This is a genomic window from Kocuria sp. HSID16901 (genome assembly GCF_003989425.1).
Classification (GTDB): domain Bacteria; phylum Actinomycetota; class Actinomycetes; order Actinomycetales; family Micrococcaceae; genus Rothia; species Rothia massiliensis.
Window position 1 is genome coordinate 25,899 of the sequence record NZ_RBLM01000008.1, and the last position, 26,399, is coordinate 52,297.

Below are 26,399 nucleotides of genomic sequence, written 5' to 3' on the forward strand. Positions count from 1 at the left end.
CGACGAATCATTCATTCGCCGAACCGGCCTTGTTCGTGCCGATCTCGTTCAGTCGCGGGGAGCTTCCTGAACCGTGACCTTGACCTTCTGATCAAGCCGCACCACTTCGAGGGCTTCGGTGCGAGACATGTGCAGACTGTCGATGTCGGCCAACGGGCGACGCGCGGTTTCCTTGGCCGTCATCGCGACGGCGGCCACGCACAGACCCACCACGAAGACGAAGATCGCAGGCAAGACCCAGTTATCCATGTTCTGGCCATTCAGGGCCGCAGCAATGACGGGGACGAAACCTCCCGACAGAGCGAAGCCCACTTGGGTTCCCAAGGCCAGACCGGTCGATCGGACGTTGGTCGGGAACATCTCGGCATAGAAAGACGGCCAGGTGGCGTTCGAGAAGGAGTAGAAGCCACCGTGCATCAGGGCGCCGAAGACGAAGATCAGCGGGATGTTCCCGTGAGAGACGGCCGATAGGAACGGGAACATCGTCGCCCCGGAGAGCAACGCCCCGGCCACGAACACGGGCTTTCGCCCCACCCTGTCAGAGACCATGGCCGAGAGCGGGATGACCGCGAGCCCCACCGCGTTGGACACCACGGGAACCCACAGCATCGTCGAGCGCGGGATCCCGACGCCGTTGGTCGCGTAAGAGATCGCCCAGACCGTAAATGCGACGTTGAGGGTATTCACCAGGGCACAGATCGCCACGCGAAGAATCGCGGACTTATGGTACCGAAACGCGATGGATAGGGGCGCCGCGTTGTCCAGAACGGATTCCTCTTTGTCCATCTTCTCGAAGGCCGGGGGTTCTTCGAGCTTGCGCCGGATCAGATACGCCGCAAGGACCACGAACGCCGACAGCCAGAACGGCACGCGCCATCCCCACGCGAAGAGCTGCTCCTCGGACAGAAAAGAGGTGAAAGGGATAAACACCGCGGTGGCCAGCAGAGACCCCGCCTGGGTGCCTTGAAGGGACCAGCTGGTGATGAGCCCTCGCTGGTCATCGCGGGCGTGCTCGAGGGACATCGAGATGGCTGAGGCTTGCTCGCCGGCCGCCGACAGACCCTGAACGACCCGGCACAGGATCAGCAGGATCGGCGCGAGCATTCCGACGGACCCGTAGGTTGGCAGGCACCCAATGCCGAAGGTCGCCCCGCCGATGAGGAACAAGGTCATCATGAGCACGAACTTGCGTCCGAGCTTGTCCGAGAGCGGCCCCATGATCAGCGCGCCGAACGGTCGCACCACGTAGGCGACGCCGGCGACGCCCATCGATTGGAGGACGGCAGCGGCGGCGTTCCCCTCGGGGAAGAAGATGTGGTTGAGCACGACCGCGGCGGCGGTCGCGTAGACCGCGAAATCGTAATATTCGAGCGCGGAACCGATCCACCCAGCGAACGCGGCGCGCCCAGGGGATTTGCCCGGCTGGACAGCGGTGTCGGCAGCGGAAGACGTAGACATGAACCTGACCTTTAGACCGGTGGTGATAGAACTCGCATCAGCCTAAACGTGGCGGAGAACACAAGTCGAACACGCGTTCGCAATGCGAACCACCAACACTTCCACACCCGCTGCATGGCGCCCAAAGAAGGTCAGACTCAAGCCGTCGTGAACGGGTCCAGTGCTCACTCCCCTGGATTACTGGCTACCTTCACGAATAATCACAGCTGTTTGATAGCAACCCGTGGTCCAATCAATCCATGCACACAATCACCTTGTCTCCGGCTAAGCGTGCGCTGGTCGGAGCCGTCATGGTTATCCTCGCCGCGACCATCGGTACCATCGTCCACACGACGGACGTTACCGCGGGGGACATCAAGATCCTGGACGAGTTCATCGAGAACCGCACGCCGGCTTTCACAGCATGGATGACCATGGTCACCAACGTCTTCAGCCCGGTCGGCACGATCGCGATCTCGGTTGTCGTTGCGCTGGTGCTGTGGTGGCGCACGGGAATGTGGAAGTCGGCGGCCTACATTTTCTGCTCGGTGGCGGCCTCGGCTCTCGTTACCTACGTGCTTAAACTGCTTTTCCAACGATCCCGGCCACCGCTTATCGACCACCTGGTCAACGAGGTGGACTTCAGCTTCCCCTCCGGGCACGCCACGGGCACCGCTGCCCTGGCCTTCGCGGCGGCATGGGTGATCACCCACGAGCTACAGCAACGGGCAAGGTCCAAGTCGCTGACCTGGGGGATCGCAGCCTGCGTGGTCGCTGTGGTCTGTGGATCGCGGCTCTACCTCGGCGTGCACTGGTTCACCGACACCCTGGCCGGAACCATGATCGGCATCGGAATGGCCCTCGCCCTCACCTCCGTGGTGGAGGCGAAATGGAGCAGGAGGAGCTCTACTTGGCATCGGCTCACCGCCCGCCGACCCAAAGGCCCCGAGACACACGATCGCAGCGCGTCGAGCCCTCAGTTCCGGGCGGCCAAGGCCCCATCGGGGAACGTCGCGCACTAGAAGGCGCGACGCCCCGCCCACATGGCCTCCCCGATTCCCCTCCACCTCACGTGGAGCATCGGGATGCCCTTCGCACTACCGCCTATTTTCGCGCCCACGCGGTGAAGGTCACCTTGTTATCCGAATTCTGCACGGCCTGGCCGCCCTGAAAATTCTGGATCCACTTGCCGTTCTCCAGCCAGGATCCCGACGTCGGATATCCCCAGCTACCGTTCTCCCAGCCCTTCACGGCCCACTCGTCGTAGATTCCACCCCACTGAATCTTTTGGGCGCCGGTCGCGGGGGACCAGTAGATTTTGCCGCCGTCGAAATCTTGGTACACGCCATTCTGAGCCGTCAGGGAAATTTCATCCGAGGTCGGGAAGCCCAGGCCTCCGCGCTCACGACCGAATTCGCGCCACACCCCGTTGATCCCACCGTTGGTCAGCACCGCACTTGCCTTCGCCCTCTTGGGGTTCCAGATGAGGGACTGGGACCGGCCATCCACGGACACGAATTTTTGCTCCGCACCGCCGTTGGACATCGGCGTCTCGTTCCCGAGCGCTGCCCCGAGAGGGCCACGGGCCGCACCCGAGTTCACGTAGTAGACGTTAAACCCGCCGCGCACCTCGCTGGTTGGCGTCTTAACCGACCAGGTCACGGTTCCGCGAGAGAAGGTCTGGGAGCATGCTTGACCGTTGTCGGTGCAAGTCTCGGGGGAGACTGGGGAGCCGAGGCGCGCGATATTGCGCTCCCAGTAGCCACCGATGCCTCCGGTGGTCAGCACCGGGACGACGCCCGTGTTCGGGGACCACGTCAGCCAATACCATTGACCGGTATCTTTGTTATAGGTCTTCACGCGCTGGCCGGCCTGATAAGGCTCTTCCGGGGTCATGGGACGGCCATACTTGGAGCCCAGTGCGCCATTCTGCTTATAGAACGAGAGAATTGCACCGTTCTTGACCGCGATGGCCGGTGCGTTGTCGATCCAGTAGATGGTTCCGCCGTCAAAGTCCTGGGAGGTGTCACCGTTAGGCTGACTGTCCTCGGCTCCGGCCGCGGCTCCCATCTCGGCCTTGACCTCTGGGTCTTGGTAAGCGCTGGCGATGGCTCCGTGCACCGGGTAAGCCTCTGCCGCCTGGGCCGGCGCGGTCAGCGTCCCGAGGGACAGGGCGGAGACGGCCAAAGCCGTCGTTAGGGCGGTGTTAATGCGATGACGCATGGGGGTCCTCTGTGATTCTTGAGTGCGAGTTTTTGAGATCAGGAATGATCACAGAATAATCTATGCCACGACATATCGTTTTCGCGTTCATGACACCAAGTTTTTAATTTCCCCAAAACACCAAAATCTGTGGAAAACCCTTGAAACTAAAGGAGTTTTTGTTTCTTTCCCGAATCTCTCGCCACATTCCGCCGAGGATCGAGCAACACCAAGGGGTGGGTCGCCCATGGAGCCTGTCAGCCTCATGATCTGAGGCCGAATCCGCGCAAGGATCTGCGTCGCAAACAAGCGGTCGAGACCTCCACCCACATCTCGAAAGCGCCGTAGAGGCCTCGACCGCGTGGGGTCATTAACTGGAAACCGATCCGTAGACTTTCTGACCATTGCTCAGGGTTGCGGTTATTTCCGCCCGGGCCAAGGGTGCCGAGCCCTGATACCTATACGTTCGGGGCAAGTCCCGATAGGTCACGTTGAAGTGCCCCGACCATCCCGTAGAGAAATTCTTACACCCGCCTTGTCCTGGCGAATACACGGGGAGCCTATTGCGCCATGCGTTCCAGGTGTACCTCATTTTCCACGCCCTGGTGACGTTTCCGTCACTGAACCTGACGGGCACCCCGTCGCGGGGATTCGACAGGACGACGTACGGATCGAATCCACTCGCGCGGGTTGGATACATGGCGGTGACGTCAAACTCATAACTGTTATTCGTGGTGTTGTTCTGACGTGCTTCCCAAGAATTTCCCGGCCTGGTTCCGGCATGCTCTCCGCTGAACGTTGCCAACCGATGGTCTGGCTCCAAGGCTCCCGGACCTGGGGAGTATTCAGATGCGCGACGCTGGATGTAATTGTCGATAACGACCATTTCGACGGTGACATCGTGCGGCAGATTCACGATGGTCACGTTTCCGCCGCTGGTACGCAAAACCTGCGTGGTTGTTCCATAGTTGCCGACGTCGCCCCAGTGATAGCGAATGTCGCCGTCGTAAATGACGATTGGATTGCAGTGTGAGCTCGCAGCCTGCGCAGGAACCGATGCAGCCGCGGTCATCAAGGGCAAGGACCATGCGGCGCCGAGAGCAACGGTACGTCGACTAATCCCCGAGGACTCGGGGGATGGTTTATTCAATGTTGTCATGTTTCGTTCAAAAGGTGCTTCAAATAGGCGACAGAATGAACCCCGGTACGCATCGGGCATGGATAGCACCGACATCTACCGTGGGCGGATCCCCCTACTGAGGATCCGCGAAACACATGGTACTCAAAATTCTAATTATTTCCGGTTGATGCACCGCACACTATTCACACGGCGAATACAGATGCCGCCCGAGCAATGCGACGTCGTGCTCGGTTATTCGGCCTCCAGCTCCTCAGGCGCTCCCGCATCTGAGGATGGTTCGGCGTTGGACTCTTGCGGAACCATTCCACGGGTGCTTCGGAATGCCTTGAAACTAGCCCAGATCACCGCGCTCAACGGGACCGATAGCAGAGCACCTGCAACGCCACCCTGGTGAGCACCAATAGCCAAGGCGCTGATGATCACAATTCCGTGCAAGCTCAACGCAGAACCCATGACCTTGGGTTGTAGAACGTGATGCTCCACCTGGTTGACCACGACCACCACGCACACCAACACGATCGCAGCGGCCGGACCCGCCGCCACCAAGGCCACCAGAGCTGCCGCAATTCCCGTGACCAACGCACCGACGATGGGGATGAATGCACTCAGGAAAATCATCGCAGCCAGGGGGAATGCCAGGGGCACTTTCATGACGAGCATGGCGATGAGATCGACGATAGCCGCGAATCCGGCAATGATGACCGTTCCTCGGATGTACCGGCCAAGCACATGCACGCTGGCGTGACCTGCGGCGTCGACCCGGTGCGTCAGACGAGCCGGAACAAAGCTCAGAATAAACTGCCACATTCGGGGGCCGTCCAAGAGGAAGAAGAACAGCATCACGACCATGAGCAACGCCCCAGTGATCAGCTCGGTGACCACGGTGAAGCCTTCGACGGCGCTGGTGCTGGCGTCGTGCGTCTGGAGGTACCCGGTCGCCTTGTGGAGATATTCCTGAATGTGCGTGTTATCCAGGGGAATACCCCAACCCTCAAGAATCGTGAACAGCTTGTCCACGCCTTGTTGTGCCTGCACGGCCAGGTCGGACCATTCGTAAATGACCGTCATAACCACCGAAGAAATCACGGCCGCAAGAGCCAAGATGATTGCCAGCAATGCGGTAATAGCGGCCCAAACACGGTTGAATCGCGCCCGACGGAGAATCCGAATGATCGGGTGCATGGCGCTGGCGATAATGAGCGCGAGCAGCAGAGGGAGGGTCACCAATTTCAGGGTGACCACCAGCCAAATCCCCAGGGCCACCGTGCCTGCCACGATCAAGATCTGGAGTCCGCGAATCGCGGCGCGACCAAAAGAATCTTTCCACAACTGCTTCGGCGCAGGAGGCTCGAGGCCGTAGTCGGCAGTGGATCCGCCCTGTGGCCTTTCGACCTCGCGAGATGCTTGTGCCATGGGTGTTCCTCTGTTCGTCCGGTTATGGTTCACGCGTCTCGGCACGATGGGCTCGGCGTACCCGCGGGTTCAATACTACGAGAGCCGGCTGTTTCCGGGGAGGAGTGACGATGGCCGACGCAACGTCTGCTCACAACCTGACGTGCGACGTCGCGACATTCTTCCTGCACGGAAAGGGGCAACCGCACCGGAAGGACCACGCAGACCGGATACTTTGAGGCCCTCAGTAGATTCATGGATCATACCCCCATGAACAGAAGAAATAACCCATAATCTAAGGCATGGAACCACAACACATGCCACAGCCTGGTGGGCCTCCGCGGTCACCACTCCTCGAACGAAACACCCTGGTGATGCAACAGGTCACCGGATTCATGTCCAACGACTTCGACATTTTGGACGAGTCCGGAGCCTCCCTGGCCACCGTGAGTACAACCAACGACGCCGGGCCTCGCTGGCTCGTCGGAAGCCGGTCCTTTACGGTCGTCGATGCCGCGGGTCAGTTCCTCATGGGCATCACCGATCCCATGGACTTCATGCGGGATTCATATCAGCTCGCTGATCCCAGCGGCCAGCAATTTGCCCTCATCAGAAAGCGATTCACGGTCATGGCGCTGAGGGCGACGGTCGAAATCTCCGGCGCCTCGACCATCACACTTTCCGGCAAGCCATTCTCGATGGAGTTTGCCGCCGACGTCGACAGCGTCGAAATCGCCCGCGCGACCCGCAAATGGGCGGGGTTCGGCCGGGGACTCCTGGGCCATAGTCGTTACGCCCTGGAAATCCGCCCAGACGTTCGCCCCCTCGACCGGCTCGGCCTGATCGGAGGGATGGTCGCGCTCGACCTCATGCGCAATAAGCAGTCCCGCAACAACTGATTAACCCTGAAGGAAACGCGATCCACCATGGCAAATACCGTTCGCATTATCGGAATCCTTCTCCTGGTGATTCCCGTCATCCTGCTCTTGGTAGGGCATTGGGTGCCAGGGTTGGCAGTTCTTCCGGTCGGCGCCGCCATGACCCTATGGGGCGGCGACCACTTTTCCACCATGTCGAGCCGTCGCAAGCCACCCAGCGAGACTGATCTCTACGAATAGATCTGCCGGAGAGCGTGTCGGTTACTCGGGGAGCTGAACGACCTGGCCCGCGTAGGTAAATCCACCGCCAAAGCCCAGCAGTAGCGCCATGCCTCCGCGCGGCAAATCACCGCGGTGCCAGTACTTGGAGAGCCCCAAGGGCACACTGGCCGCGGAGGTATTCCCCGACTCGACGACATCCTGAATCAATACCTGCTCGTCCGTGACTTTCAGCGCCTTGGCAAGCGGTTCGATCAATCGCAGGTTTGCTTGATGGAAGGCGAAGACGTCGATTTCGTCGATCGTCATGCCGGCGGCGTCGACGACCTTCCGCGCCTGCTTCGCGGCGTCGGTGAAGGCCCAACGCATGACCTGGCGTCCGTCTTGGGTGAACGTTGAGGGGTCGCCGGCGATGATGACGGCGTCGGCCATGGAAGGCACCGAGCCCCACAGAGTTTGACTGACCTTGGGTTCCTCGGACTTCTGGAGGACGACGGCGCCGGCGCCATCAGCGGTCAAGATGCACGTGCGACGATCTGTCCAATCCGTCACCTTGCTTAACGTCTCCGAGCCGATCACGACGGCGCTCTCTGCCGAACCGGCGCGAATAGCCTGGTCGGCGATGCCCACGGCATATTCAAAACCGGAGCAGGCAGTGTTGATATCCATGATGGCCGGCGACGAGAACCCGAGACGCTGGCTCACGCGTCCCGCCGTATTGGGGCTGCGTTCGGTGGACGTGGTGCTCGCGACGACGACCATATCGACGTCGTCAATGCCGGCGTCTTCCAAGGCCATGCGCGCCGCAGCGACGGCCATGTCCGCAACGGTTTCGTCCTCAGCGGCAATATGGCGTTCGACGATCCCGGTTCGGGTCTGGATCCATTCGTCGTTGGTGTCGACCATCTTGGCGATGTCGAAGTTCGTCAGGATCTTTTCAGGCTGGTAGTGACCCAGGCCTGTGATCCGTGAACCGTGCTGCGTGGAAGGCTGTTGGATGGGCATGCCCACGAGTTTACTGTGTTCGACCCCGAGCTAAGAATGCTCGGGGTCAAACACCGCTGAGGCCTAGGACATCTTGTCCGCAACCCGTTCAATCAGCCCAATGGCATTCCGGCGAGTTCGGTCGGCACGATCCTCTGGGGTGAGGGTTTCCTCCATCTGCCGAACACCGGCGGGCCTCTTGATGCCCCAGGTGTAATCGCTACACCGCAGGTCATCGCAGATATAGGTACCCACGGAGCTGTAGCGGTCCTTGGCGGATTTGCTGCTCTGAATGGAGTACATCGCAACCCCACTGTTCGGGTGCAACGTCATGCACAGCTGGCACATTTGGGCTCCACCTTTGGGCTTGCGCGTGTTTTTCTGCAGAACAATCCCTCGAAGACCGTGCTCGGTTTCGACGACGATGTACCCAGTCTGCGGGGCCTTCGGATCGACCCAGCCGAGGAAAATTTCCCGCTCCCAATCCGTTGCGGAGAGGTTCTGGGGAAGGTTCAGCCGACTCGCGACGCCCTTGGTGCAGTTGAAAAAGCTCTTGCGGATCTCGGATTCGGTGGGGTGATACATAGCTATATAAACCTTTGTGACGTGGTGTGTAGAGCTTCGCCCAACGCGGAAAGCTCCGGGGAAAGCGCACTGATGCGACGAAGGGCAGGCCTCACGAGCCTCGCCCGGCCTCAAGCTTTCAGGCGCGAGTTACTGGCCGGTCAGCGACATCGCGCAGCCGGCTCGGAGCAGAGCTATCTAGTGTCGGCGGTCAGACCGCCGACGCCCTCCTGACGCCCGGAGGCATAAGTGTTTATCCAAGTCACATTTCCATTGTGACACTGCGGTCAAGTGCCACTAGGGAACCCCTCGGAGGTCCTGTCTCCGGAATCCGCGGGAGGCGTTACCCGACGCCGATCACTCCCCTGGTGGCGGGAGCGAATCCATCGCCAGAGCAATACATAGACGAGATGAACGATGATGGCCTGCAACAATGCGTACAAGAAGGACCCGGAAATCATGGAGTATCCCACGCAATAAATGCACAAGGCTATTGCCGCAGAAACGATGGTCCCCAAAAATTTATGCCCTGAGTAGGCTCGTACGATTCCTTCAACCGGACTCTCCACGGCATAGGCAACCCAGTAGATCACCACGGAGACCACAACGGCCCCTAGGGGCCTCAAAAGCGTTGACATACCGGCGATCCACGGGAGGAGACCCACGAGCACGGCCGGCAATGCCGAGACCACTCCGAGCAGCAGAACCGCCGCGGCATACGCCATGCCCTGACCCAACTTCTGCTGACTCACAGCATCGTTTCCTTTCGCGCGCATCGTGACCGTCGACATGGATATCTCTTTCAATCTACGGGGGCTCTTCTGGGGCGTAAATAACTCCCGAAATTCTTGATCAAACCGTTATCAGCCCCACTGAATTCCAGAATCGAAGCGACCCCCAAATACCCAACCCTCCCGGACCACACTCCACCGATTTACTGACACATTTATTCCCTTAATATCCACCGGCTCGACAACCATTATTCGAGCCTCGAATGCCAATCTCATCAGGCACGACGCCCACTAGATTCGGCTTCCACCCCTCTGCTAGCTTCATAGTTGACCGATTCGCTATGGATAGGCTTACCTAAAATTGACTTCTGCACAGACTTTGCTCGCGGGGCAACGAACCCTTTTAGGCATGGGTTCGGCTACCGAATACCGTGACCGCGTCACCGACATGGCCGAGCGCGTGGCCGAGCATTTCCGAAACGTGAGTAGCCCAGCCACGGGAACCCCCCTCGACGAACTGCGACGGCGCGTGGATGCCGTGGACCTCGATGCCGAGCCCGTCGGTGGAGCCGGAGCCATCGAGGAAATCGACTCCCTCTATCTTCAGGAAGCCGTCTGGTTCCACCACCCCGACTATCTGGCGCATTTGAACTGCCCCGTCGACGTCAACGCCGTCGCCGCTGAAACGGCTCTGGCTTCGGTTAACACCTCCGTCGACACCTACGACCAGTCCCGCGTGGCGACCCTCATCGAGCGCCATGTCCTCGCGTGGGCGGCCGAAAAGATTGGCTTCACTCAGGGCGACGGAATCTTCACGTCTGGAGGCACCCAGTCGAACCTTCAAGCCCTGTTTCTCGCGCGTCAGGCCGCCCTCGCGGGGTTCAGCGGCCGGGAGCGTAGCGAGAGACAAGCGGGTCTCGTCGTCCTCACCACCGAAGAAAGCCACTTCAGCGTCGACAAGTCGGCCTTGCTGTTGGGCCTGGCCGACGACGCCGTCGTGACCGTGGCTTCCGATTCGGAGGGCCGCATGGACCCCGAATCCCTCGAGCACCGACTGACCGCCGCACTCGCCGAGGGCAGAGTCCCCATGGCCATCTGCGCGACGGCGGGCACCACCGACCGCGGCCGGATCGACCCCTTGCCCCGCATCGCGGATATCGCGGAGCGCCACGATGTGTGGCTACACGCGGACGCCGCTTATGGCGGGGCCCTGCTGGTCTCGCCGACACGACGCGGGTTGCTGGCGGGCATCGAACGGGCCCGCAGCGTCACCATCGACTTCCACAAGGGCTTCTTCCAGCCCGTCTCATCCTCGGCACTGATCCTGCGAGATCGCCAAGATTTCCGGCTCGGGACCTGGCACGCCGACTACCTCAACCCGGAGGAGTCCGACGAACCCAACCAAGTGGATAAGTCGCTCCAAACCACCCGCCGATTCGACGCCCTCAAGCTCTTCGCGACGCTCCGTGGCACCGGCTCGCGCGCCATCGGGGAGTCCATAGATCAGGTCATCGATGTGGCCCGTGAAACCCGCGAATTTCTGGAGTGTCACGAGACGCTGCGCCTACTCTCGGGAAGCGACCTCTCCACCGTGATCTTCCGTTGGCAACCGGATGGAGTGAGTGACGCGGACGCCGACGCTCTCGTGGCCCCGATCCGCCGCCACTTCCTGGAATCCGGACGGCTTTTCGTTGCGAAGACCGTGCTCGACGGGAGGCCCGCCCTCAAACTGACCCTGCTCAACCCCGACGTCCGGATCGACCACCTGATGGATCGCCTGAACGTCGTCGCCGATCTGGCGGCCGACCTACACGAACGCGCTTCCCTGGGCGGCAACACCGGCCTCGGAACCACGCGCCCATTCCCCCACCCCACCGAGGAGAGCCACGCATGAACCCCGCACCTACGGAACACCACGTCTACGACCTCATTGGCATTGGCATCGGACCGTTCAACCTGGGCCTGGCCTGCCTCTCCGAGCCGCTCGACGACGTCGAGGCCCTGTTCCTGGACGAGAACGACGGATTCGCTTGGCATCACGGGGTGATGTTCGACGACGCCACCATTCAGGTTCCCTTCATGGCCGACATGGTGACGATGGCGGATCCTGCTTCTCCATACTCTTTCCTCAACTGGCTCAAGCAAACCGGCCGCTTGTATTCCTTTTACATCCGTGAGGATTTCCACCCTCTGCGGCGCGAGTATGACGCCTACTGCCGTTGGGTCGCCGGGCAGCTGCCGAACCTCCGGTGGCAACATCGCGTGGAATCGGTCGAATACGTGGAAGCCGAGGATCTCTTCCTGGTCACCTCGCTCTCCGCGCAGGGCGTGGAAAAGCACCTGGCTCGGAACGTCGTCACCGGCATCGGAACCGGACCGCGCATTCCCGAGGTCTTTTCCGGACTCGAATCCGGCGCACGGCATTCCTCGCGGTACCTCTACGAACGCGAGGAGATCGTCACCGCCGAGTCGATTGCGGTGGTCGGTAGCGGGCAGTCGGCCGCAGAAATCTACCTGGATCTCCTTTCTGACCAGCGCAACCACGGCTACCAGCTGGATTGGATCACGCGCTCTCCCCGGTTCTTCCCGATGGAGGACACCAAGCTCACCCTCGAACTCACCTCTCCGGAATACGTTCGCCATTTCCATTCCCTCCCGGAGTCTCGGCGCGACCGGCTCGGCCGCGAGCAGCGTGGGCTCTACAAGGGCATCAGCATGACGACCATCGACGACGTCTACGAAGCCCTTTACCGCGAGTCCTTTGAGCGCGATCTCCCGACGACCCTGCTCACCAACACCGCCGTCATCGGGGCAGAGCCCTCCGCGGACGGAGACGAGATCGTGCTGTCCCTGCACCATGAGGAGCTCGGAACGACGACGCAGCGCGGCGCACAACAGGTCATCATGGCCACCGGCTACGCCCCACGTGACCCGGAGTTCCTTCGTCCAGTGGAGCACCTGATCCGCCGTGACGAGGCCGGACGCTTCGACGTCGACCTCGAATTCCACGTCGATACCCTCGGTGGTCGCTTGTTCGTGCAGAACGCCGAGGAACACACGCATGGCCTCACCGCACCGGACCTCGGCATGGGCCCCTGGCGCAACGCGATCATTCTGAAGAACATCTTGGGACGCGAGGTTTACCCCATCGAACACGACATCGCATTCCAAACCTTCGGCCTCACCGCCGCGACGGAGGAGATCAAGTGACCACGAGCATTCAGACCGAGACGCCCCAGACTGGGCACGCATCCAAAACCCTGGAACTGACCCTTCGTGCGGCCCGACCGGCCAACGACGCAGGGTTCCTCGCACGGTGGCTCACCCATCCGGCCTCTCACTACTGGGAGATGCAAGACATCACCCCTAGCCAGGCCGAGGAGTATCTCGCTCAGATAGTCTCCGATGATGCCCAAGACGCTTGGATCGTGTGCGAACGCGATCAGCCGCTTGCTTACGCAGAAACCTACGATCCGGCGCGCGTGCTCCTCACGGACGTTTTCGACGCCGAACCGGGCGACCTGGGCATGCACCTGCTCGTCGCTCCACCTCCGGCGAACCCCGCGGAACGGCGCAACGGGCTGACCAGCGCCGTCATGAGCCGGGTCGTGGAGTGGTGCGTACAGGAGCTGGGGGCGCGGCGCATCGTCGTCGAGCCGGATGCCCGCAATGAGGCCATCGCCCGAAAGAACCAAGAGGTAGGGTTCCGGTTCCTGCGGGAGGTGGATCTGCCGGGCAAGGTCGCGGCCCTCAGCATTCTCGATGCCGCCGACGCCGGCCACCCGGCCCCGAACGACCCCACGCCGCACCTCTCTCCGGCCATGATGGAACCGGCCCAACGGCACATTCTGGCCAAGGCACTCCAGGAGTTTAACCACGAGCACTTGATCGAGTCGCGTGAAATTTCGGAGGGGCTGTGGGAGACCCCAATGCCGGACGGGACCGTGTACCAATACCGTGCCGACATTTTGAAGCTCCATCACTGGGTGATTGACGAAGCCTCACTCGTTCATCTCAACCCGGCGACGTCGGAGCGGCTCTCCCTCGATGCCCAAGAATTCATCGCCCAGCTTCACAGCGAACTCGGCGTTCCGGACCGACTCCTCGGCACCTACCTGGAAGAGCTCGCCTCGACTCTCGCGAGCGCGGCTTTCAAGAACTACCGGGGCGGACCGAATTCCCGCCAGCTGGCCCAAGGCCGGCGGGACGACGTCGCCGCGGATTTTCAGCAGGTCGAGGCGGCGATGACGGAGGGTCACCCGTGTTTCGTGGCAACCAATGGCCGTATCGGGTTTGGATTGGAAGATTTCCGAAGCTTCGCCCCAGAAGCGGGCGCCCGTTTCCGCTACGTTTGGGTCGCAGCCCAGAAGGTGCACGCGGTCCTGGAGGTTTCGGCGTCGAGCACGGCGGATGAGCACTGGTCCGAGGAGCTGACCGAGCAGACTCGCCGGGAGTTCCGCACCCGACTCGAGAACCTCGGCCTTAACCCCGAGGAGTATGTGTGGATCCCCGTGCACCCGTGGCAATTCCAGCATCGCATCGCCATTAGCTTTGCCCCGGATATCGCCGCGCATCGACTCGTGGTTCTGGGTGAGGCACCCGACTGGTACCAACCGCAACAATCGATCCGCACCGCCTTTAACAGGAGCCATCCCGAGCGTTCCTACATCAAGACGGCGCTGTCCATCCAGAACATGGGCTTTTTGCGTGGACTATCCCCGGCGTACATGCGGGCGACTCCGGCGATCAACGATTGGGTGGCCGATCTCGTGCGCGGTGACCCGACGCTTCGCAACGCGAACTTTGATGTTCTGCGCGAGCACGCTTCCGTTGGCTATACCGGGGATGCCTACCACCGCACCGAAACCAAGTCCGACCAGCAGAAGATGTTGGCCGCCCTCTGGCGCGAGAGCCCCTTGCCCAAGCTGACGGAGGGTGAACGGATCATCACTATGGCTTCCCTGTTGCACCGGGATGCACAGGGTCGGCCGGTCGTCGTGGAGTTGATGAAAGCATCCGGGCTCCAGCCCGCCGCATGGATTCGCGAATACCTTCAGGCCTACCTGGTGCCGGTACTCCACTGTCTCGAGGTTCACGACCTCGCGTTCATGCCTCACGGCGAGAATCTCATTCTTCGCGTGAGGGAAGGCCGGGTGACTGGTGCTTTCATGAAGGACATCGGTGAAGAGGCTGCGATCATCGGCGAGCGCGAACTGCCGGAGGAGATCTCTCGAATGCGCCACGTGATCGACGACGCCGAGGCTGCCCAGCTGATCTTTACCGACGTCTTCGGCGGGGTGCTTCGGCATCTGGTGGGGATCCTCCACGCGGACGGCGTGCTCGGCCAGGAAGACTTCTGGCGGATCGTCCGCGAAGTCATCGACGCGTACCGGGCCGAGGGGCTACCGCGACGGCGCGCGCTGGACCTGGACGTGCCCGAATTCCGGCACTCGTGCCTGAACCGGCTCCAGCTGCGGAACACCTTGGAAATGGTGGATCTTCAGGATGCTTCGGGATCTTTGATTTACACCGGGACCTTGGAGAACCCGATCGTCTGATCCTGGCTACATCAACGATGTAAAAACGTGAGCGGTGAGACCCACACTGTGAGTCTCACCGCTCCGATATTTCCGGCCTGCGGCCCCGCACGAACGTGAAATTACATCGGCGAAAGCGACATCTGCCCGGCCTTGGTGTAGAACCGAGCCGACAGCTGCTTGGGAGCGGTGTCGTCACGTTCGATCCAGTCCACGCAGTAGAAACTCGAGACCATGTCCTTGGGCGTTACCGTCACGTGGACGTAGCCGCGGCGGCCGTCGTAGTGCTTGACGTACGGGTGGCCCAGCCAGTCGCCGGTGTTCTTGTCCGTCTTGGCGCCGTCGCCATCAGACGCCACGGAGGTGCACACCAGCTCGACACCGAGGGTTCGGCTGTTCTCGTTGTCAAAGTTCTGCTTGAGCTCGGCCGCACTGTGCTTGTGGATGTCTCCGGAAAGCATCACCGGATTGGAGGATCGGTTCATCGCCTTCAGCATCCGCTCGCGCGCCGCCGGGTATCCGTCCCACTGATCCGTGCGATCGGGGGTGATGGGGGTCAGCACCACGCCGTTAGCCAGGATGTTCCACGTCGCGGGGCTGGTCTTGAGCGCGTTGGCGACCCACGCCTCTTGGTCGGATCCCAAAATCGTGCGGTCCTTGCGCGTCCGGTCCGCCTCGTCCTTCGGTTCGGCGTCGCGGAACTGGCGGCTGTCGAGCAACGAGAATCGAATCAAGTTGCCGACGTCGATGGTGGCCGTGATGTCGCTGGAATCTCCATGGGGAAGAGCCTCGACGTCCAACGGCATGTTCTCGTAGAACGCCCGGTAGGCCGAGGCGATGCGTTCCCGGAAATTGGGGTCTGGGGTCGACGCCGCGGGGAGCTTACCGGTGTAGTTGTTCTGCACCTCGTGGTCGTCCCAGATCACGGCACACGCGGCCCTGGCGTGGACATCCTGAAGATGCTGATCGGTCTTGAACAGCGAATACCGCAAGCGATACTGCGCGAGCGACTTCACCTCAACCCTATGGGCGGGCCCGACCTCGGCACCCTGGCGGGTGAGGTTTTTCTCCGTGATGCCGTACTCGTAGATGTAGTCCCCCAGGAACAGGACCAAATCCAGATCCTTCTCTTGAGCCAGGTGCTTATGAGCCGTGAAATGGCCGTGGTACCAAGCCTGGCAACTGACGAATCCGAAGGAGAAGGAGGAGAGGCCGGTGTTCGCCGCCGGAAGGGTCTTGAAGCGACCGACGCGGCTTACCTCGCGACCTACGCGGAAGCGGTAAAAGTATTCGGTTCCGGCGCGTAATCCCTCAACGCGAGGATGCACCGAGTGAGACAGCTCCGGCTGGGCCAGAGCGTTGCCTTCTTTCTCGATACCGACGAAGCCTTCATCCCGTGCGACCTGCCAGTTCACGGTCACGGTCCGCTGGGGCATGCCGCCGCGACCGTCTTCCGCCAACGGCTGCGGGGCCAGGCGGGTCCACAACACCACCCCGTCCGGTCGAGGAGCACCCGAGGCAATACCCAAGCCAAAAACGTTCTTCAGATCGGGCTCGGAAGATGAGTTCGATTCCGAGGCCGCACGTGCCCCGGGAACATTGATTCCCAAAGCCAAGGCCGTGGCAGAGACGCCACTGAGTTGAAGAAGCTTCCGACGATTGAGACCAGATTGCTGACCGGACGATGCGTGCTGCACGGCGAATACCTCACTGAATAGTTCGTGCGTCTGTGTGTGATGGACGACATCAAGGTATCGAGTGCGGGTGTCCGCGAGGATACGCCGAGAAGACGCGGTACTTTACCCGCACTTCATGGCAATTTGCTCGTGTTCCCCACCATCGGGCGCAAAGGTCAGGTATATGTGGACCCTCCACAATCTGCCTTTACCCCACCCCACCTGGGAATTTGCTCAGGATTCAGTCACGAGGGGGTCACGCATCCAATTCCCCTGTGGGAATACGTTCACGTCTCACAGCTCGGATCGCCCGAAATTTCAGGGTTTTAACCATCCCGTGACCCTTCAGGCACCGGATCACGGACACATCTACCCCCATTTTTGGGGCGTTAGCGTGGAACCACCCGATATCGCCGATGAGTTTCGGGAACGACCTTCAACCAAGGAGTTATCTCATGTTCCGCACCCAGCACTTCACCCGTAAGGCATCCATGGCCGCCGCCGGTGTTGCGCTGGCACTCGGTGCCGGCGTCGCTTCGATGGGGCCGGCTCAGGCAACCGCCGCGCCGACCGCCGAGACGAAGGCGAGCAGCGCGGATTCCGCTCCTCAGGGCGTTGAACAGGCGGCACTGGTGCGCTCCACGGAGCACCCCACCACGTACTTCCTGAAGGTTCCCAACACCAACGGTCCGGGTGAGCTGCCGGCTCCGCACGGTATCTATGACGTTTCCATCTCCTCCGGTGGCCAGTATGAGCAGCACCGCGTGGAGGTTAAGGACGGCGTCGTGGATCTCAAGGATTCCCATATCCTGCAAACGGCTCGCTTCGACCCCTACATCAGCATCACTTGGGTCGGCGAAGCCCACTAGCTAGAACCACACCCGAACCACACTAAGGGCCGTTTCCGTGGCATAAGCCGCGGGAACGGCCCTTCTTCACATCTCGGAGTAGAAGACCTTGTCGGAGTAGGGTATCCAGCATGCTTCGCCCCATCTTTTGGCCGGTCATCGTACCGTCCCTGTTGTTCGCCGTCGGGGTGGGGTCCACCGTGCCCGTGCTGGTCCTCTCCGCCCTGAGCCTCGGTGCGGGCGACGCGTTATCCAGCGCCGTGGTCTCTCTGATGGGTGCGGCCAGCCTCTTGTTCACGGTTCCCGTGGGCATTTTGATCGACAAAATCGGTGACCGAAAAGCGATGATTTTCGGCACGAGCGCCGCAGTCACCATCACGGCCCTGTTGGTGCTCGCCCTCTCAGGCGTCGTCGCCCGCCCCTATTCACTGGTGCTGTACATCGTTCTGCTCATGATGCTCGCGCCGGTTCAAGATATTTGGGGGCTGGCCCGGCAAGCGATCGTCGCAGAGAAAATGCCGGCCATGCACATGGGGCGCGCCATGACCGCCCTCGGCGGGACGCAACGCGTCGGCAACCTTGCGGGACCGATGATCAGCGCCATGCTGCTCCTCTGGTTCCCGCTGTGGTCGGTCTATATCTTCAGCGCATTCTGCGCGGTACTGGCAGTGGTGGTGCTGTGCATCCCGGCGCTCAACCGTGGGTTCGATGAAGCCCCATCGACGACGACGTCCCGGATCGCGCTCGCGGACCCGACGGCACCCAAGAAACTCGACGTTCGGTGGCATGCGGTCCTCCTCGCGGGAGTCTCGATCACGATTCTCTCCGTGGCTCGAGCCGTTCAACCCATGATGATTCAGCTGTGGGGCGTGCACATTCACCTCCACGAATCTGGAATCTCCCTGCTTGTGGCGCTCGGGGCCGCCTTGGAGCTGATCCTGATGTTCCCCGGCGGCTATATCAAGGATTGGCTCGGACGTTCCGCCGTCCTCATGGCCTGTTTGGTCATCTTCGGCGCCGGTTTCCTCCTGATGTCGATCCAGCCGACCCTGTTGTGGGCCGTCATCGCCGTCGTCGTCATGGCCGTTGGAAATGGTCTCGGTGCCGGGGTGAACATGACCATCGGCGCGGACCTCAGCCCTGCCGTCGGGCGCGCCAAGTTCCTCGGAATCTGGGCGATCTTCAACAATTCGGGCAAACTCGGCGGACCGGCGCTCGTGGCCGGTCTGCTCGCTCTGGCGAGCCTGCCCGTTGCGATCGTGACGACGGGTGCACTGACCATTGCGGGCGCAGCCTGGATGGGCTTGTTCGCTTCCACCGTGAAGCTACCCAAGGGTGTCAAGCAACGCCCCTCTCGACGTCGGTAGAGGACCCGGCGGTAGTGTCGAAGCATGCCCCTTTCCGAACCACATGCCACGAACATTCGCGCAGGTGAAAGCAGCACTCCAGCCGACGACGTCGTCACCGTCCGCGACGCCCATCTACATAACCTGAGGCACGTCTCCACGACCTTTCCCCGCGGCGCATTGGTGGCGTTCACGGGCGTTTCGGGGTCGGGGAAATCTTCCCTCGCCTTCGGGACCATCCACGGCGAATCGCAGCGACGGTACCTCGAGTCCATCGCCCCCTTTGCCCGGCGGTTGATCGGGAGCACGATGGACCCGCGGGTCGAAGCGCTCACCGGGCTTCCACCCACGGTCGCGCTCGAGCAACGCACCAGCGGTGGTGGGGCGCGATCGAGCGTCGGAACCATCACCACGCTGTCCAACGGAATTCGTCTGCTGTATTCCCGCGCGGGAAACCATCCCGAAGAAGTCTTGAAGCACGGATCGCCCTTGCACGGGGGTCGTCTGTTGGCGGAAGCCTTCAGCCCTAACACTCCGGAGGGTATGTGCCCTCAGTGTCACGGGGCCGGAACCATTCACGAGCCCACCGAACGTTCGATGGTTCCCGACCCCAGCCTCTCGATCAATGAGGGGGCGATTCAGGCCTGGCCCGGTGCTTGGCTGGGGAAGAATTTTCACGACATCGTGCGCACCTTGGGGCTCGCTGACATGGACGCGCCGTGGCGAGATCTCCCTCGCGAAACGCGCGACTGGATCCTGTTCACCGATGAACAACCTGTGGTCGAAGTGCATCCGGTTCGCGGCGTCGATCAGGCCCACGGAACGTATAAGGGCCGGTGGCAGTCGGTTAACCGATATCTCCTCAAGTCCGTGGACCACGCGAAATCCGAGAAAACCCGGGCCCGAGCGTTGCGGTACCTGGACACCTTTACGTGCCCTACGTGCCACGGACACCGCCTCAACCCGGATGCCCTGCGCGTGACGTACCTGGGTCAACCGATTTACGAACTGAATGCGCATTCCGCGGAGGAGATCCTCGAAACGTTGTCCGGGCGGTGGAGCGAGGTTCAAGAGCTCCCGGAGAGTCCCGAAATTGAAGCTGAACGCCTGCTCCTACCCAACGTGGTTCCCGTCCTGGAAACGATGGTTGGCCTCGGTCTGGGACACCTCAGCCTCGATCGTCCGGCCCAGACGCTGTCCACGGGTGAGATGCAGCGCCTGAGATTGGCTGCCCAGTTGCGTTCCGGACTCTTTGGGGTGGCCTACGTGCTCGACGAGCCTTCGGCGGGATTGCACCCTAGCGAGAAGGGGATTCTGCTGGATCTCTTCCAGCGGTTCCTCGACGAGGGCAATTCGGTTCTGCTGGTCGAGCACGACATGCGACTCGTGGAGCACGCCGACTGGGTGGTCGATGTCGGGCCGGCGGCCGGCGTGGAGGGCGGACGCATTCTGCACTCCGGTTCGGTGCCGGGTCTGGCGGAGGTCGCGGCTTCGAAGACCGCACCCTACTTGTACGCGAAACACCCCACTCCGCGCGACGCCTCTGAGGCCCGGAAGCCTTCCGGTTCTTTGGAATTACACGGAATTTCGATGCGCACGATTCGTGGAGCGGACGTCACGATCCCTCTGGGTGTGTTGACCGCCCTCACCGGAGTCTCGGGTTCAGGAAAGTCCACGTTGCTGGGCGACGTCCTCGCACCGGTGTTGCGCCGAAGCGTCCGGACCAGCGTCCTGGACGACGAAGAACTCGCCGAGGCCGAAGTGCACCAGGTGAAGGGCGAAGAGGCCATCGACCGATTGGTGCAAATCACCCAAAAACCGATCGGCCGCAGCCCCCGTTCCTGCCTGGCCACCTACACCGGCCTCTTTGATCGGGTCCGCAAGCTCTTTGCCGCAACCCCAGAAGCCTCCGAGCGTGGTTGGGGCATCGGCCGGTTCTCCTTCAACGTGACCGAGGGTCGTTGCCCCACGTGTCAGGGCGAGGGTCAGATCGAGGTGGAACTCGTCTTCCTGCCGGGCAGTTACTCCCCATGCCCCACCTGCCACGGTGCCCGCTACAATCCGGAGACCCTCCAGGTCACCTGGAATGGCCGAAATATCTCCGAGGTTCTCGAATTGACGGTTCGGGACGCGCTCGAGTTCTTTGCCGAGGATCCTCAGGTGACGCGGTCCTTGCGAGCGCTCGACGCGATTGGTTTGGGGTACCTGACCCTCGGTCAGCCCGCCACGGAACTTTCCGGCGGTGAGGCGCAGCGCATCAAGCTGGCGACCGAGCTTCAGCGTTCCCCGCGGGGTCACACCATGTATTTGCTCGACGAGCCCACCACCGGCCTTCACCCTGCCGACGTCGACCTTTTGGTCGCCGAGCTGAACCGGCTTGTGGACCAGGGAAATACCGTGGTGATGGCCGAGCACGACCTCCGCGTGGTGGCGGGCGTGGACCACGTGATCGATCTGGGGCCGGGTGCCGGTGAGCGAGGCGGGCGAGTGTTGGCCTCCGGGACGCCTGCCGAGATCGCCGCGTGCGTCGAGTCGGCGACTGGTCGATGGCTCACGGTGCCCGACGCCGGGTAAAGCCCTCTCTACCCAGACCGGTACATTCGTGTACCCCCCGGAATCATCGGCAGATCCGCTGCTTTCGTGAGGCCGGGCGGCGAGCATTGAAGCATGACCACACAACTTGCTCCTCGCCTCAATGCCCAGGGCCTCTTTAAGGCCTTTTCTTCGACCCGTGCTCTCGACAACGTTTCGGTGACGATCCTTCCCGGAGAGTCCGTGGCCATCATGGGACCGTCCGGATCGGGCAAGTCCACCTTGATGCACGTCCTTTCCGGAATCATCACGCCCGACCACGGATCCGTGCACCTGAATCTCGGTTCGGGCCAGGGGCCGATGGATGTCTCACGGATGTCTTCCGAGCAACGGGCCGCGCTTCGTCGGGACCGCATCGGCTTCGTATTCCAGGAAGGAATGCTGTTACCAGAGCTCACGGCCCTCGAAAACGTCGCGATGGCGCTCATGGTTTCGGGAGCGTCGCGGCACGAAGCGGAACACGCGGCCTGGCAATGGCTCGGAGCGTTGGGCCTGCAGGGCATGGAAAACCGCCGCCCCGGTCAGCTTTCCGGCGGGCAGGCACAGCGAGTCGCCATTGCCCGCGCTCAGGTCACACGGCCCGACGTCGTCTTCGCCGATGAACCCACCGGAGCACTGGACAGTGAAACCTCACGGCATGTCTTGTCCGCCCTCCTCGAGTCCACGGCGTCACGAGGAGCCAGCCTGGTGATCGTGACTCACGACCCCGCCGTCGCCGCCAGATGCTCCCGCACCATTCGATTGCACGACGGCCACATCGCCACCGACCACCAGGGGGATCCGCGATGAACCGCCTTTTTCTCCGTAAGACCTTTGACGACCGTGGAACGTGGGCGCTGCCGGTAGGTGCCTTCATGGCGACCAGCGCCATCTGGTTCACCGTGCTCGGCGGAGCACACCATCTCATGACGATGCCCGATACCTACGGTCTGGGCTACGGGTTCTTTGCCGCACTGGCCCTCATTTTGCTCTTGGTCCCCATGGCGGCGCTGATGTCCTCGGCCGGCCGACTCATGGCGCGGCAACGGGATCGACGCCTCTCGACCCTGCGTCTGTTGGGCGCCTCGCGTCGAAAGATTCGAGGCATTGCGCTCACGGAGGCAGCAGTTTTCTCTGGAACGGGGGTGTTCCTCGGACTGATCGCATACCTGCTTCTCTGCCCGCTCGTGGGACTCATCCATTTCGGCGGACGCGCCATCGGCGCTGGCGGCATGTGGATGGGATTCCCGTTGTTGATCCTGGGAATTCTCGTGCTGATGGGTTTGGCCCTCGGCAGCGCTCTGATGGGCTTGAGTCGTATTCACGTCAGCCCGCTCGGTGTTCGCGCTCGAACCGTGCCTCGGTCGGTTCGCTGGATGCGGCTCATGATTGGCGTTGGTCTGTTCCTCCTGGCCCAAATCATTTTTGGGGCCCTCAGCGGCGGGATCGGTGGCGCCTTCCTCTTGGTGGGTTTGCTCCTGGTGATTTCCGTTCCTCTGGTGGGAGTGCACTTCCTGGGCCCGTTGGTGCTCAAGTGGGTCGCGTCGTCCCAAGCCAAACGCGCTCCCACCGCGGTCAAGCTCATGGCCGCGCGGAACGTGCTGGAGTCTCCACAGGAGATGTGGCGGCAAGTCGGCGGCATCGCGTTCAGCGTCTACCTGGCCGTGGTTGCCGGCTCCGGCGTGGCCCTCCTCAATATGGGCGACACCGGAAATGTCCCGGCGGAAGAAGTCATCTTCATGCGAGACCTTCAGACCGGAGTAATCGTGGCCCTCACCATTTCCTTCGTGATGGTGGCGGCGTCGGTCTGCATCAATCAGACCGCTCAGGTCTTGGACCGCAAGGAGCTTTACCTGGGGCTCTCGCGTATCGGCATGCCCGTGGAAGATCTGAGCCAAATCCGTCAGGTTTCAGTGATGAGGTCCCTGTGGGCGGTGGTGCTGATTTCCATCGGCACTGCCGGCGTCACCATGGCACCCATTATCGGTGCCGCAATTCTCATCAACCCCCTGACGATGCTGACGATCCTCGTGACATTGGGCCTCGGCGTCGTCGTGGTGCGGGTGGCGACGTCCGCGACGAAACCCACGCTACGTCGAGTCGCTCAGGCCTGAGTTCGGCATAGCGTCGCGCGCCTTTGGGACCGCCATACCCCGGCCCCGAAGGCGCGCTTCGCTCAGTCTTGTTCCTTGTTCTCGAAGTGAGTGCGGACTTCGTGGGGTGAAACCTGGGGGATCTCCGCAGTCAGGGGGCGCTTCTGCCGAATCAGACGTCGCTTGACGAACTGCCACGCCACGGCCAAGAAAATGAACCACAACGGGCTCAAATACGCCGCAATCCGGGTGTCCTCGCTAAGCGTCAGCGTGAATGCGATGAACACGAAGAAGGCCAAGACAAACCAGGGCGCAATCCTCGAGAGCGGCATCTTGAATCCCGAAGCTCGGTGCACGTCTGGATGCCGACGTCGATACAGGATGTAGCTGACCACGATGGATCCCCACGTGAAGAGGATATCCGCGGAACAAATCGAGCTGACGACGGTAAAGGCCTGGGTCAGAGCGTCCCCACCGAGCAAAAGAGGAATCGCGGCGAAGAGAAACACCGTGGTGAAGAAAACGGCCTTCATGGGCACGCCGCGACGGGTCGTCATGTTGAGGGCGCTGGGCGCGTGCCCATCCTTCGAGAGCCCGAAAGCCATGCGTGTAGCGGAATATACGCCAGAATTCGCGCTCGACGCCGCGGAAGTCAGCACCACGAGGTTGACCACGAAGGCTGCCCCCGCAAATCCCGCGTTGCCGAACATCGTGGTGAAAGGGCTCTGCTCCGGGTCGATGTGATCCCACGGTGTGACCATCATGATGACGGACAGCGAACCGAGATAGAAGATCACGATGCGTAGAAGAATCGAGTTGATGGCCCGCGGTAGATTCCGGTGAGGGTTTTCCGTTTCAGCGGCGGTTGTCCCTACAAGCTCCATGCCGATGAAGGAGAAAATCGCCAGCTGGAAACCCAGCATGAAACCAGTGAGCCCGGTCGGGAAAATTCCGCCATGGCTCCACAAGTTTGATACTGCGGCTTTGGTTCCATCACCGTTCTCGTAGCCGCGAAGAATCAGCACGATGCCCACGAGGATGAGGGCCAGGATCGCGACGATCTTGATGATGGCAAACCAAAATTCCGTTTCCCCGAAGGCCTTGACCGGCTGCAGGTTGAGAGCGATGAGCCCTACCGCGGTCAACAGCGCGGGCAACCACACGGGAACGCTCGGCCAAAAGTATTGAACGTACGCGGTGATTGCGACGAGGTCGGCCACACAACCGACCACCCAGGAAAACCAGTAATTCCACGAGACCATGAAGCCAGCCCACGGCCCAATGTTGTCTTTGGCGATGTCTCCGAATGTCTTGTAATTGAGATTCGAGAGGAGCAATTCCCCGAGGGCGCGCATCACGAAAAAGAGGAAGAAACCGATCACCGCGTAGACCACCAACAGGCCCGGTCCGACGACGTGGGTGAGTTTTCCGGAGCCAAAGAACAGGCCGGTGCCAATCGCTCCGCCAATGGCGATGAGCTGGAGGTGCCTGTTCTTGAGGCCGCGTGACAGGTTTTCGGTGGGTGCAGCGGTCGAGGGATCGCTCATGGTCAACCTCTTCAGGGGAATGGAAACCGCGGAGTAAGTGATTGACATTACATCACGTCGGTCGCTCCACACCAAACCACAAACCGACCCAGAACTCCGCGCCCTGGGACCCCGCACTTGCCCACGGCGTGGCCACCGTTCCATCTCCGGCACCCCGGGTGGCCATTTCTTATGAGCGGGGTGATCGAAAAGGTGGCAACGGGCGACTTTCGGCTTATTTCGGCCGACGTGATTGTGTCGCGATACCGGCAATCTTCAACACGAGTTTTTTCGGGATAAACGCGGCGCCCTTGGCCACCATCCGATTAGCGAACCCGTCGATAAAGCTCGGGTTCTTTCCGTCGAGGTGTTCAAAGAGCGCGTCCGCAAATTGGCCCGTGGTGCGTAGCCGCCCGACCTGCGCCTCGGTCCCGGCATGATCAAAGAATTCCGTCCGTGTCGGCCCGGGGCAGGCCGCGATTGCCCTAACGCCATGCGGCCTCGCCTCGGCCCACAGAGCCTCGGTAAAGGAGAGCACGAAGGCCTTCGTCGCGGCGTAGACCGCAAGATTGGGCACTGGTTGCCACGCCGCGGTGGAGGCGATGTTAATGATCATCCCGCTCCCCCGCTCGATCATGGGCTCCAGAAAACGCCGCGTTAAGCCGACCAAGGTCAGGCAATTCAGGCGTATTTCTTGTTCGAGAAGCTCGGGGTCCGCGTCGACCACCGTGCCGCCGTTTCCGAACCCGGCATTATTCACGAGGGTGTCCACGCGCCGGGTCGACAGCCTCTCCCACAGCTCCCCGGCGGCGGAGGACTCGGACAGGTCCATCTCCACGATCTCGACGCCGACGTGGTGTTCTCTCTCAAGCTCCTCGGCGAGCGCCTCTAGCCGCTCCCGTCGTCGTGCGACCAAGATCAATTGGTCACCTTGCCGCGCAAAACGACGAGCAAGTTCCGCGCCGATCCCGGAGGACGCACCGGTGATGAGGGTCGTGGACATGTGGTTCCTTCCGTTGCCAGAGGTGCCTGGGTGTTCCGGCACCTCTCTCATTCTGCGCCCTACACGGGGGCGAGTCACGACCACGGCAACGGAATTTCTGCCGTTATTTCTGGCGTCCCTTCATGCGCGGATTCTGCTTATTAATCACGTAGACGCGTCCCTTGCGCCTTACCACCTTGGCTCCGGGCTGGTTCTTGAGGGACCGGACGGATGCTCTAACCTTCATGATGCTCCTTGTTGATAATGATTCG

At 61.5% G+C, this 26,399-nt stretch carries 22 protein-coding genes; 11 read left to right on the forward strand and 11 right to left on the reverse strand.

Translation table 11 applies throughout. The features are described from left to right. Positions 1-48 precede the first annotated feature (48 nt). Positions 49-1,458, reverse strand: coding sequence for an MFS transporter (locus D8M21_RS09710; RefSeq protein WP_048680817.1), 1,410 nt, complete (start codon positions 1,456-1,458; stop codon positions 49-51). A gap of 239 nt (positions 1,459-1,697) precedes the next feature. On the opposite strand from D8M21_RS09710, the gene D8M21_RS09715 reads away from it, so the two are divergent. Beyond that, positions 1,698-2,459 (forward strand): phosphatase PAP2 family protein, encoded by a 762-nt coding sequence (locus tag D8M21_RS09715; RefSeq protein WP_082156747.1) that lies wholly within the window; start codon positions 1,698-1,700, stop codon positions 2,457-2,459. 82 nt (positions 2,460-2,541) lie between these two features. Here D8M21_RS09715 and D8M21_RS09720 read toward each other — a convergent pair whose 3' ends face one another. The 3 genes from D8M21_RS09720 to D8M21_RS09730 form a co-directional block, all read right to left on the reverse strand. After that, the gene (locus D8M21_RS09720; protein WP_048680813.1) at positions 2,542-3,660 is read right to left on the reverse strand and encodes an LGFP repeat-containing protein; all 1,119 of its coding nucleotides are present in this window, start codon (positions 3,658-3,660) and stop codon (positions 2,542-2,544) included. A 349-nt stretch (positions 3,661-4,009) separates the two neighbouring features. Continuing rightward, entirely contained in the window at positions 4,010-4,798 is a 789-nt protein-coding gene (locus tag D8M21_RS09725) for a hypothetical protein (RefSeq protein WP_048680809.1), read from the reverse strand. Between the two features lie 213 nt (positions 4,799-5,011). Next, positions 5,012-6,193 (reverse strand): AI-2E family transporter, encoded by a 1,182-nt coding sequence (locus D8M21_RS09730; protein ID WP_048680806.1) that lies wholly within the window; start codon positions 6,191-6,193, stop codon positions 5,012-5,014. 281 nt (positions 6,194-6,474) lie between these two features. Between D8M21_RS09730 and D8M21_RS09735 the strand changes: the two genes are divergently transcribed. Together D8M21_RS09735 and D8M21_RS09740 are read left to right on the forward strand one after the other, a co-directional pair. Then, positions 6,475-7,071 (forward strand): LURP-one-related/scramblase family protein, encoded by a 597-nt coding sequence (locus D8M21_RS09735; RefSeq protein WP_126855838.1) that lies wholly within the window; start codon positions 6,475-6,477, stop codon positions 7,069-7,071. A gap of 27 nt (positions 7,072-7,098) precedes the next feature. Beyond that, the gene (locus D8M21_RS09740; RefSeq protein ID WP_048680801.1) at positions 7,099-7,290 is read left to right on the forward strand and encodes a hypothetical protein; all 192 of its coding nucleotides are present in this window, start codon (positions 7,099-7,101) and stop codon (positions 7,288-7,290) included. 21 nt (positions 7,291-7,311) lie between these two features. Here the strand turns inward: D8M21_RS09740 and D8M21_RS09745 are convergent, their stop codons facing one another. From D8M21_RS09745 to D8M21_RS09755, 3 genes are all read right to left on the reverse strand, one after another. Next, positions 7,312-8,274 carry a beta-ketoacyl-ACP synthase III gene (locus D8M21_RS09745; RefSeq protein ID WP_048680916.1) on the reverse strand — a complete coding sequence of 321 codons (963 nt, stop codon included), beginning with the start codon at positions 8,272-8,274 and terminating at the stop codon, positions 7,312-7,314. A gap of 63 nt (positions 8,275-8,337) precedes the next feature. Then, positions 8,338-8,838 carry an FBP domain-containing protein gene (locus D8M21_RS09750; protein WP_048680798.1) on the reverse strand — a complete coding sequence of 167 codons (501 nt, stop codon included), beginning with the start codon at positions 8,836-8,838 and terminating at the stop codon, positions 8,338-8,340. Positions 8,839-9,104: 266 nt separating this feature from the next. Next, positions 9,105-9,569 carry a hypothetical protein gene (locus D8M21_RS09755; protein ID WP_126855839.1) on the reverse strand — a complete coding sequence of 155 codons (465 nt, stop codon included), beginning with the start codon at positions 9,567-9,569 and terminating at the stop codon, positions 9,105-9,107. 340 nt (positions 9,570-9,909) lie between these two features. Here D8M21_RS09755 and D8M21_RS09760 point away from each other — a divergent pair, with 340 nt between their 5' ends. The 3 genes from D8M21_RS09760 to D8M21_RS09770 are packed head-to-tail and all read left to right on the forward strand — an operon-like array spanning position 9,910 to position 15,106. Continuing rightward, positions 9,910-11,442: a pyridoxal-dependent decarboxylase gene (locus D8M21_RS09760; protein WP_048680792.1), complete on the forward strand. Its 1,533-nt coding sequence runs from the start codon at positions 9,910-9,912 to the stop codon at positions 11,440-11,442. Further along, a complete protein-coding gene (locus tag D8M21_RS09765; RefSeq protein WP_048680790.1) occupies positions 11,439-12,758 on the forward strand; it encodes a lysine N(6)-hydroxylase/L-ornithine N(5)-oxygenase family protein in 1,320 nt (439 codons plus the stop codon). The genes D8M21_RS09760 and D8M21_RS09765 overlap by 4 nt, the downstream gene beginning before the upstream one ends. After that, complete coding sequence (locus D8M21_RS09770) at positions 12,755-15,106, forward strand: GNAT family N-acetyltransferase (protein ID WP_048680788.1); 2,352 nt, start codon at positions 12,755-12,757, stop codon at positions 15,104-15,106. Before D8M21_RS09765 ends, D8M21_RS09770 begins: the two co-directional genes overlap by 4 nt. Positions 15,107-15,207: 101 nt before the next feature. Here D8M21_RS09770 and D8M21_RS09775 read toward each other — a convergent pair whose 3' ends face one another. Further along, the gene (locus D8M21_RS09775; RefSeq protein WP_048680785.1) at positions 15,208-16,782 is read right to left on the reverse strand and encodes an alkaline phosphatase D family protein; all 1,575 of its coding nucleotides are present in this window, start codon (positions 16,780-16,782) and stop codon (positions 15,208-15,210) included. Between the two features lie 434 nt (positions 16,783-17,216). Here D8M21_RS09775 and D8M21_RS09780 point away from each other — a divergent pair, with 434 nt between their 5' ends. The 5 genes from D8M21_RS09780 to D8M21_RS09800 all read left to right on the forward strand — a co-directional run bounded on the left by D8M21_RS09780 (position 17,217) and on the right by D8M21_RS09800 (position 23,640). Continuing rightward, complete coding sequence (locus D8M21_RS09780) at positions 17,217-17,630, forward strand: hypothetical protein (protein WP_048680782.1); 414 nt, start codon at positions 17,217-17,219, stop codon at positions 17,628-17,630. A gap of 110 nt (positions 17,631-17,740) precedes the next feature. Further along, entirely contained in the window at positions 17,741-18,976 is a 1,236-nt protein-coding gene (locus tag D8M21_RS09785; protein WP_082156745.1) for an MFS transporter, read from the forward strand. Between the two features lie 24 nt (positions 18,977-19,000). Further along, entirely contained in the window at positions 19,001-21,529 is a 2,529-nt protein-coding gene (locus D8M21_RS09790; RefSeq protein WP_161800269.1) for an excinuclease ABC subunit UvrA, read from the forward strand. 93 nt (positions 21,530-21,622) lie between these two features. Next, positions 21,623-22,336: an ABC transporter ATP-binding protein gene (locus D8M21_RS09795; protein WP_048680779.1), complete on the forward strand. Its 714-nt coding sequence runs from the start codon at positions 21,623-21,625 to the stop codon at positions 22,334-22,336. Beyond that, on the forward strand, positions 22,333-23,640 hold the full coding sequence (locus D8M21_RS09800; RefSeq protein WP_048680776.1) for an FtsX-like permease family protein: 1,308 nt from the start codon (positions 22,333-22,335) through the stop codon (positions 23,638-23,640). Before D8M21_RS09795 ends, D8M21_RS09800 begins: the two co-directional genes overlap by 4 nt. A gap of 62 nt (positions 23,641-23,702) precedes the next feature. On the opposite strand, the gene D8M21_RS09805 is transcribed toward D8M21_RS09800, so the two are convergent. From D8M21_RS09805 to ykgO, 3 genes are all read right to left on the reverse strand, one after another. Beyond that, positions 23,703-25,166: an amino acid permease gene (locus D8M21_RS09805; protein ID WP_048680908.1), complete on the reverse strand. Its 1,464-nt coding sequence runs from the start codon at positions 25,164-25,166 to the stop codon at positions 23,703-23,705. Positions 25,167-25,380: 214 nt separating this feature from the next. Beyond that, a complete protein-coding gene (locus D8M21_RS09810; RefSeq protein WP_048680774.1) occupies positions 25,381-26,148 on the reverse strand; it encodes an SDR family NAD(P)-dependent oxidoreductase in 768 nt (255 codons plus the stop codon). A gap of 103 nt (positions 26,149-26,251) precedes the next feature. Further along, on the reverse strand, positions 26,252-26,374 hold the full coding sequence (ykgO, locus tag D8M21_RS09815) for a type B 50S ribosomal protein L36 (RefSeq protein ID WP_048680771.1): 123 nt from the start codon (positions 26,372-26,374) through the stop codon (positions 26,252-26,254). Positions 26,375-26,399: the final 25 nt, after the last annotated feature.

What these genes read in the sequence shown, in the direction of transcription:
- D8M21_RS09710 (WP_048680817.1), bottom strand. Translation starts at nt 1,458, where the DNA reads ATGTCTACGTCTTCCGCTGCCGACACCGCTGTCCAGCCGGGCAAATCC.
- D8M21_RS09715 (WP_082156747.1), top strand. Translation starts at nt 1,698, where the DNA reads ATGCACACAATCACCTTGTCTCCGGCTAAGCGTGCGCTGGTCGGAGCC.
- D8M21_RS09720 (WP_048680813.1), bottom strand. Translation starts at nt 3,660, where the DNA reads ATGCGTCATCGCATTAACACCGCCCTAACGACGGCTTTGGCCGTCTCC.
- D8M21_RS09725 (WP_048680809.1), bottom strand. Translation starts at nt 4,798, where the DNA reads ATGACAACATTGAATAAACCATCCCCCGAGTCCTCGGGGATTAGTCGA.
- D8M21_RS09730 (WP_048680806.1), bottom strand. Translation starts at nt 6,193, where the DNA reads ATGGCACAAGCATCTCGCGAGGTCGAAAGGCCACAGGGCGGATCCACT.
- D8M21_RS09735 (WP_126855838.1), top strand. Translation starts at nt 6,475, where the DNA reads ATGGAACCACAACACATGCCACAGCCTGGTGGGCCTCCGCGGTCACCA.
- D8M21_RS09740 (WP_048680801.1), top strand. Translation starts at nt 7,099, where the DNA reads ATGGCAAATACCGTTCGCATTATCGGAATCCTTCTCCTGGTGATTCCC.
- D8M21_RS09745 (WP_048680916.1), bottom strand. Translation starts at nt 8,274, where the DNA reads ATGCCCATCCAACAGCCTTCCACGCAGCACGGTTCACGGATCACAGGC.
- D8M21_RS09750 (WP_048680798.1), bottom strand. Translation starts at nt 8,838, where the DNA reads ATGTATCACCCCACCGAATCCGAGATCCGCAAGAGCTTTTTCAACTGC.
- D8M21_RS09765 (WP_048680790.1), top strand. Translation starts at nt 11,439, where the DNA reads ATGAACCCCGCACCTACGGAACACCACGTCTACGACCTCATTGGCATT.
- D8M21_RS09780 (WP_048680782.1), top strand. Translation starts at nt 17,217, where the DNA reads ATGTTCCGCACCCAGCACTTCACCCGTAAGGCATCCATGGCCGCCGCC.
- D8M21_RS09785 (WP_082156745.1), top strand. Translation starts at nt 17,741, where the DNA reads ATGCTTCGCCCCATCTTTTGGCCGGTCATCGTACCGTCCCTGTTGTTC.
- D8M21_RS09790 (WP_161800269.1), top strand. Translation starts at nt 19,001, where the DNA reads ATGCCCCTTTCCGAACCACATGCCACGAACATTCGCGCAGGTGAAAGC.
- D8M21_RS09795 (WP_048680779.1), top strand. Translation starts at nt 21,623, where the DNA reads ATGACCACACAACTTGCTCCTCGCCTCAATGCCCAGGGCCTCTTTAAG.
- D8M21_RS09800 (WP_048680776.1), top strand. Translation starts at nt 22,333, where the DNA reads ATGAACCGCCTTTTTCTCCGTAAGACCTTTGACGACCGTGGAACGTGG.
- D8M21_RS09805 (WP_048680908.1), bottom strand. Translation starts at nt 25,166, where the DNA reads ATGAGCGATCCCTCGACCGCTGCACCCACCGAAAACCTGTCACGCGGC.
- D8M21_RS09810 (WP_048680774.1), bottom strand. Translation starts at nt 26,148, where the DNA reads ATGTCCACGACCCTCATCACCGGTGCGTCCTCCGGGATCGGCGCGGAA.
- ykgO (WP_048680771.1), bottom strand. Translation starts at nt 26,374, where the DNA reads ATGAAGGTTAGAGCATCCGTCCGGTCCCTCAAGAACCAGCCCGGAGCC.